At 75.5% G+C, this 6,526-nt stretch carries 8 protein-coding genes; 2 read left to right on the top strand and 6 right to left on the bottom strand.

The annotated features are described in order from the left end of the window. Together AB0881_RS37255 and AB0881_RS37250 are read right to left on the bottom strand one after the other, a co-directional pair. Positions 1–96, bottom strand: a 96-nt coding sequence (locus AB0881_RS37255) for a histidine phosphatase family protein (RefSeq protein WP_366624930.1), incomplete at its 3' end; no start/stop codon positions are given. A gap of 208 nt (positions 97–304) precedes the next feature. Continuing rightward, on the bottom strand, positions 305–946 hold the full coding sequence (locus AB0881_RS37250; RefSeq protein WP_366624926.1) for a TetR/AcrR family transcriptional regulator: 642 nt from the start codon (positions 944–946) through the stop codon (positions 305–307). Between the two features lie 83 nt (positions 947–1,029). Between AB0881_RS37250 and AB0881_RS37245 the strand changes: the two genes are divergently transcribed. Beyond that, positions 1,030–1,680, top strand: a complete 651-nt coding sequence (locus AB0881_RS37245) for a CatB-related O-acetyltransferase (RefSeq protein WP_366624924.1) — start codon at positions 1,030–1,032, stop codon at positions 1,678–1,680. Positions 1,681–1,692: 12 nt separating this feature from the next. Here the strand turns inward: AB0881_RS37245 and AB0881_RS37240 are convergent, their stop codons facing one another. Then, positions 1,693–3,213, bottom strand: a complete 1,521-nt coding sequence (locus tag AB0881_RS37240; RefSeq protein WP_366624923.1) for a protein kinase — start codon at positions 3,211–3,213, stop codon at positions 1,693–1,695. Positions 3,214–3,311: 98 nt separating this feature from the next. Here AB0881_RS37240 and AB0881_RS37235 point away from each other — a divergent pair, with 98 nt between their 5' ends. Then, positions 3,312–3,959, top strand: a complete 648-nt coding sequence (locus AB0881_RS37235; protein WP_366624921.1) for a TetR/AcrR family transcriptional regulator — start codon at positions 3,312–3,314, stop codon at positions 3,957–3,959. 31 nt (positions 3,960–3,990) lie between these two features. Here the strand turns inward: AB0881_RS37235 and paaE are convergent, their stop codons facing one another. From paaE to paaC, 3 genes are read right to left on the bottom strand one after another with little or no spacing between them, the layout of a single operon-like run. Further along, complete coding sequence (paaE, locus tag AB0881_RS37230; RefSeq protein ID WP_366624919.1) at positions 3,991–5,079, bottom strand: 1,2-phenylacetyl-CoA epoxidase subunit PaaE; 1,089 nt, start codon at positions 5,077–5,079, stop codon at positions 3,991–3,993. 2 nt (positions 5,080–5,081) lie between these two features. Continuing rightward, complete coding sequence (gene paaD / locus AB0881_RS37225) at positions 5,082–5,609, bottom strand: 1,2-phenylacetyl-CoA epoxidase subunit PaaD (RefSeq protein ID WP_366624917.1); 528 nt, start codon at positions 5,607–5,609, stop codon at positions 5,082–5,084. Beyond that, complete coding sequence (gene paaC / locus AB0881_RS37220; RefSeq protein WP_366624915.1) at positions 5,606–6,520, bottom strand: 1,2-phenylacetyl-CoA epoxidase subunit PaaC; 915 nt, start codon at positions 6,518–6,520, stop codon at positions 5,606–5,608. Before paaC ends, paaD begins: the two co-directional genes overlap by 4 nt. Positions 6,521–6,526: the final 6 nt, after the last annotated feature.

Raw genomic sequence — 6,526 nt, 5'->3', positions numbered from 1 at the left:
GTCGCGGCAGCGGCGCAGGGGGGAGGTGACGATCGCGTCGATGTCCTTGATCGCGCGGGCCGCGGCGCGGGCCTGGGCGAGGCCGTTCTCCGTCATACAGCCCGCGGAACCATGAGCCGGGGACGATCAGAGCGTCCTCGTCCGGTGCCGTACGAAACCGATCGTCCATAAGGGGGCCTCGCTCCAGAGTCGGTCGGCGCGCCCGGAGCGCGGTCCGATCGGAACAGGCTAGGGGCGGCGGCGACGCCGGGCGATCCGGCCTACTGGAGATCATCCGGTACGGCGGGCCGTACCTCGCCGGCGGTCAGGCGTCCCCGGCCGGCGGCGGTCCGGCGAAGGCGCCGGCGGCCGCGGCGAGGGCGGCGGTCCTGGCCGCCTGGGCGGGCAGGAGCGGGTCCGGCGGCGTGCGGAGCAGGACCAGCTGGTGGTACAGCGGCGCGGTGGCCGCGATGAGCAGCCGCCGGGCGTCGGTGCCGGGCGGGAGCTCGCCGCGCCGGACGGCCCGGGCGACGACGATCTCGCAGCGGGCGTACCGGTCCTCCCAGAGCCGCCGCTGGGCCGCCGCGGCCTTCTCGGAGCGGAACGAGGCGGCGATCAGGGCCGCCATGACCGGTGGCTCGGCGGCCATGGCGTCCTGGATCTCCTGGTTGAGCGCCGTCAGGTCGCCTTCCAGCGACGCGGTGTCCGGGGGCCGCCAGCCGTCGTCGCCCGCCGCGTCGAGGACGTCGGCGAGGAGGCCGCCGACGTCGCCCCACCGCCGGTACACCGTCGCGCGGTGCACGCCGGCGCGGGCGGCGACGGCGTCCATGGTGAGCCCGTCATAGCCGTGCTCGCCGAGTTCCGCGCGGACCGCGTCGAGCACCTGCGCCCGGACGCGGGCGGTACGGCCCCCGGGGCGGCGACGGGCGGCGGGGGCGCCTTCAGGATCGTCTTCGGCGGAGGTCATCGCAGGTCATCCGGTTGCGTAGGGGACGGCTCCATGGCAGCATCTTAATGCATCAAATGTCGCAATAGTGAGGGAAGTGATTCGTGACCTCTCCCGTCCCCGCCGATCCGACCGTCCTGCACCCGATGCCCGGACAGTCGCGGGTGGTGCTGCTCAAGCCGCTCGTCACCTCGCCGCTCATCGAGGTCGGGGAGTTCTCGTACTACGACGACCCGGACGATCCGACCGCGTTCGAGACCCGCAACGTGCTCTACCACTACGGGCCGGAACGGCTGGTCATCGGGAAATTCTGCGCGCTGGGCGAGGGCGTGCGGTTCATCATGAACGGCGCCAACCACCGGATGGACGGCCCCTCGACGTTCCCGTTCCCGATCATGGGCGGCTCCTGGGCCGGGCACATGGACCTGATCACCGGGCTGCCGGCGCGGGGCGACACCGTGCTCGGCAACGACGTCTGGCTCGGCTACCGGACCACGGTGATGCCCGGAGTCCGCATCGGCCACGGCGCGATCATCGCGTCCGGCTCGGTCGTCGTGGACGACGTGCCCGACTACGCCATCGCGGGCGGCAACCCGGCCCGCGTGATCCGCCGCCGCTACGGCGACGGCGACATCGCCCGCCTGCTGGCCGTGGCCTGGTGGGACTGGCCGCTGGAACGCATCACCGCGCACCTGCGCACGATCATGTCCGGAAGCGTCGACGAGCTGGAGCGCGCCGCCGCGGCGGATTCATGACCTGTGCGCGGCTCACTTCAGGGCCTGGCAGACCCACTGGACCTCGTACGGCGGCCCGGGACGCTGCACGACGCGGACCCTGGCGTAGCCGCGGTAGTGCCACCGGCAGGACGCCTGCAAGTCGACGCGGCGGAGGTCGCCTCCCTCGCTCTGGCACCACCATTTGCGGCCTCCTTCGGAGTAGGAGACCGAGTTCTTGTAGCCGAGTGCCGCGCAGTACGCCGCCATGCGGTGCAGGCCGCCGACGTCGCGCCAGCGCTTGGTGGGGCGCGTGACCGTGACGGTCGGCTTCGTGCTGCGCTTCGGCTTGGCGCTGGGCTTGGCCGGGCCGGCGGGCCTGCCCGGTGCCGGTGAGGCGGACCCGGGAGCCGGCATGGCCCGCGACGGGTCCGCGGCGGCCGTGGCCGGGGGGCGCCGGTCGCCGCCGGAGTCCCGGCTGAGCGCGTACGCCGCTGCGGCCGTCACCCCGAGCACCACCACGGCCGTCAGCGCGGACGCGACCGTCGCCACGCCCCACGTCCGGCGGATCGACGGGCGCGGTTGGACCGTTCCCGCCGATCCGCCGGGCTGCGTGGACGGCGAGGCGGCCGGTACGGCGGCCGCCGCGGGCACGGGCCCGGGGCGCCAGTGGTCCTGGATCAGGTCGCCGGCCGCCTCCTGCGGCGACCGCTCGCCCACGAGCCGGACGAGCAGGTCCTCGGCGCTCGGCCGCCGGGCCGGGTCCGGGTCCAGGGCTGCCTGGACCAGCGGCAGGAGGTCCTGCGGTACGCCCGACAGCTCGTACTTGGCCTGGTGCGCGCGGGCGGCGAGGACGAGCGCCGACCCGTGGCCGAACGGGTTGCGCCCGGTGGCCGCGTGCGCGACGAGCGTCCCCCAGGCGAAGACGTCGGCGGCGGTGCCGATCGGCCCGTCGAACGCCTGCTCCGGAGCGAGGTAGCCGGGGCTGCCGACGACGGCGCCCGTCCGGGTGTGCTGGTCGTCGGAGTCCAGCGCGCGGGCGATCCCGAAGTCGATCACGCGCGGCCCGTCGGCCGCGAGCAGCACGTTGCGCGGCTTGAGGTCGCGGTGCACCAGCCGGACGGCGTGGATCGCGGTCAGCGCGGTCGCCACCCCCGCCGCGAGGCCGCGCAGCGCGTCGGCCGGGAAGCCGCCGTGCGCGTCGAGGTAGCCGGCGAGGGAGGGCCCTTCGATGTACTCGGTGACCAGGTAGGGGCGGCCGTCCGCCTCGCCGTGGTCGAGCACCCGCGCGGTGCAGAAGGACGCGACGCGGCGCGCGCTGGCCACCTCGGTGCCGAACCGCGCGCGGAACCGCGGGTCGTCGGCCATCTCCCGGAGGATCACCTTGACGGCGACCTTCCGCCCGGAGGGCGCCAGCCCCAGGTAGACCACGCCCATGCCGCCCGAGCCGAGCCGGCCGAGGAGCCGGTGCTCGCCGACGGACGCGGGATCGTCTGGTTCCAGCGGTCGCACGGTGGTGCCGGGGTCGGAGGAGTCCCAGGGGTTGGGCGCGTCCCAGGAGTTCTGAGGGCTCATTGATTCGATCGTAGTGTGACCGGACGGTGACACCGCGCGGAGGTGCGGGCGGCGGGCATGCCAGCGGGCCGCGGCGGGGCGCGTGAGATGCTGCACGGATGACGACGACCGGGCCCGCCGGACCGGCGCCGCGCCGCCGCCGCGGCCGTCCCGGCTACGACCAGACGGCGATCCTGCGCGCCGCGGTGGAGCTGTTCAACCGCAAGGGGTACGACGCGACGAGCGTCGGGGACCTGGCCAAGGAGCTGGGGCTGACCAAGCCGGCCATCTACCACCACGTCACCAGCAAGGAGCAGCTGCTCGGGCAGGCGCTGGACGACGCGCTAGACGAGCTCACCGCCGTCGTGACCGAGGCGTCCCGGGAGGGCGCCGGCGGCGCCGGGAACGCCGGGGGCACCGCCTACGGCCGCCTTCGGGACGTGGTGCGGCGCAGCGTCGAGGTGCTCGTGGCGCACCAGCCGTCCGTCACGCTGCTGCTGCGCGTGCGGGGGAACAGCGAGGTGGAGCTGGCGGCGCTGGAGCGGCGCCGCTGGCTCGACGACCGCCTCGCCGCGCTCGTCGCGGACGCGGTCGCGGAGGGCGCGCTGCGCGACGACGTGCCGCCGGCCCTGGTGAGCCGGCTGCTGTTCGGCATGGTGAACTCGCTGGTGGAGTGGTACCGGCCGGACGGCGCGTACGACACGGCCGCGGTCGCCGGCGCGATCACCGCGATCGCGTTCGACGGGCTGGCGCGGCACGAGTGCTGAGCCGGCTCCGGCGCCCGGCCACGGCCCGCTCTCAGGCGTCGAAGTCGATGGTCACCCGGTCGCCGGCCGGGAACGTCTGGCAGGACAGGACGAATCCGGCGTCCACCTCCGCCGGTTCCAGGGCGTAGTTGCGGCGCATGTCGACCTCGCCCTCGCGGACCATGGCGCGGCACGTCCCGCAGACCCCGCCCCTGCAGGCGAACGGCAGGTCGGCGCGGACGGTCTGGGCGCCGTCGAGGAGCGTCGCCTCGCGGGAGACGGCCGCGGTCGTGCGGAGGCCGTCGAGCACGGTGGTCAGCTCGGTGGTCGCGCCGGGCGGCGGCCCGTCCTCGCGGCGCGGCCGCGGCGGCGGCGCGTCCACGTAGAACAGCTCGACGTGGACGCGGTCGGCCGGGACGCCGAGGCCGGCGAGGACCGCACGGGCGTCCTCCACCATCGCCAGCGGCCCGCAGAGCCAGACGTGGTCGAACACCTCGACCGGGACCAGGCCGGTCAGCAGGCGGCGCAGCCGGTCGCCGTCGAGCCGGCCGGACAGCAGCTCGGCGTCGCGCGGCTCGCGGGACAGCACGTGGACGGTCTGGAGCCGGGGCCCGTACCGGTTCTTGAGGTCCCCGAGCTCCTCGGTGAACATCACGGTACGGCTGGTCCGGTTCCCGTACAGGAGCGAGACCTGCGCCTCGGGGTGGGTGAGGACGGTGGACGCGACCGACAGCATCGGGGTGATCCCGGATCCGGCCGCGACGCACAGGTGCCGTTCCCCCCGCGCCGGATCGGCCTGCCATGACCCGGTGGGCGGCCCGACCTCGATCCGCGTGCCCGGCCTCACCTCGCGTACGAGCCAGGACGAGAACAGCCCGCCGGGGATCTCCCGGACGCCGATGCGCGGCGGCTCCCCGGCGGGCGCGCAGACGGAGTACGACCGGCGCTCCTCCCGCCCGCCGGCGAAGCGGCGGAGGGTGAGCGACTGCCCCGCCTTGAACGCGTACGCCTCGCGCAGCTCCGCGGGCACGGCGAAGGTGATCGCCGCGGCGTCCTCGCACAGGCGGTCCACCGCCGCCACGGTCAGCGGGTGGAACGCGGCGGGCCGGGCGGGCGCGGCGCGCGGCGCGAGCGTGGTCATGGTCAGATCTCCTTGACGTGCTCGAACGGTTCGAGGCAGCCGGTGCAGCGGTAGAGGGCCTTGCAGGCGGTGGAGCCGAACTCGGAGGTCAGCCGGGTCGCCGCCGAGCCGCACCGCGGGCAGGGCGGGGCGGTCCTGGCGGGCCCGAGGGTGAGCGGCACCGGCCCGGGGGCCGGGCGGGGGGCGGGGCCGGGCGCCGACAGCCCGGCCTCGCGGAGGGCGGCCCGGCCGCGCTCGGAGATCCAGTCGCTGGACCAGGGCGGGGAGAGCGCGATCCGCACCTCCACGCGGGGGAAACCGGCGTCGTTCAGCCGGTGGACGAGGTCGTCCCGCATGGTCGCCATGGCGGGGCAGCCGGTGTACGTCGGCGTGATCGAGACGATGACGGTGCCCCCGTCGCCGTCAGCGTCGCCCCCGTCGCCGTCGAATTCGACGCCGCGCAGGACGCCCAGGTCGGCGAGGGTGAGCATCGGCATCTCCGGGTCGCGCACCCGCCCGGCGGCCTCGGCGGCCCGCTCCCGGGCGTTCACCAGCGCCCGCTCGGGTGGGCGCGGGCGACCGACTGCATCTCGGCGAGCAGCAGGCCGAGGTCCGCGGTGTGCTCGCCGTCGCGCCCCGCGCCCGCCGGCTGCGGCGGGGAGTCGGCGGGACGGTCGACACCGCTCACGGCGAGCACCTGGTCCAGGACGGCGTCCGTCTCGCCGCGGAGGGAGGCGGGATCGACACCGGCGCCGGTCCGGGCGAGGGACAGCTCCACCGAGTGCGGCGTGAGCAGTTCCTCCCGGAACGGCCACAGCTCGCCGAGCGCGGCGAGGAGGCGGCGGCGCGACTCGTCCGTGCCGCGCGCCAGGGTGAGGAACCAGCGCCCCGCCCAGTCGCGGTGGTAGGCGACCTCCTTCGCGCCCTTGGCGGCCACGGCGGCCAGCACGCCGTCACCGCTCGCGCGGAGCCGCTCGAACAGCGCGAGCCGCGCCACCGAGAACAGCAGCAGCCGGACGACGGCGTGCGCGAAGTCGCCGTTCGGCACCTCGGCGAGCCGCACGTTCCGGAACGCTCCGGCGTCCCGGAAGAACGCGAGCGCGTCCTCAGGCGGCACCGGCGAGCCCTCGGGCAGGCCGGGGACGATTCCGGGGTCGGCGGCGGCGGCCCGGGCGAGCAGCAGGCGCGCCTGGCCGAGGAGGTCGAGGGCCGTGTTCGCCAGCGCGATGTCCTCCTCGAGGTCGGGGGCGCGGCTGCACCATTCCGCGAGGCGCTGCGACATGATCAGGGCGTCGTCGCCGAGCATGAGGCAGTACGCGGCCAGCTCGGCGCGGTCGGCGCCGGCCGGCACGGCGGTGTCGACGCCGGCCAGCGGGTCCTCGAAGTCGGTGCCGAACGCCCACTGCGCGGAGTCCCCGCCCTCGACCAGGCCGTCGAAGACGCTCTCGTGGCCGTCGCTCATCGGGGC

This window comes from Spirillospora sp. NPDC029432, from assembly GCF_040703975.1.
Taxonomy (GTDB): domain Bacteria; phylum Actinomycetota; class Actinomycetes; order Streptosporangiales; family Streptosporangiaceae; genus Spirillospora.
The sequence above is the reverse complement of the archived record's forward strand: the minus strand, read 5'-3'. Positions and strand labels throughout refer to the sequence as shown.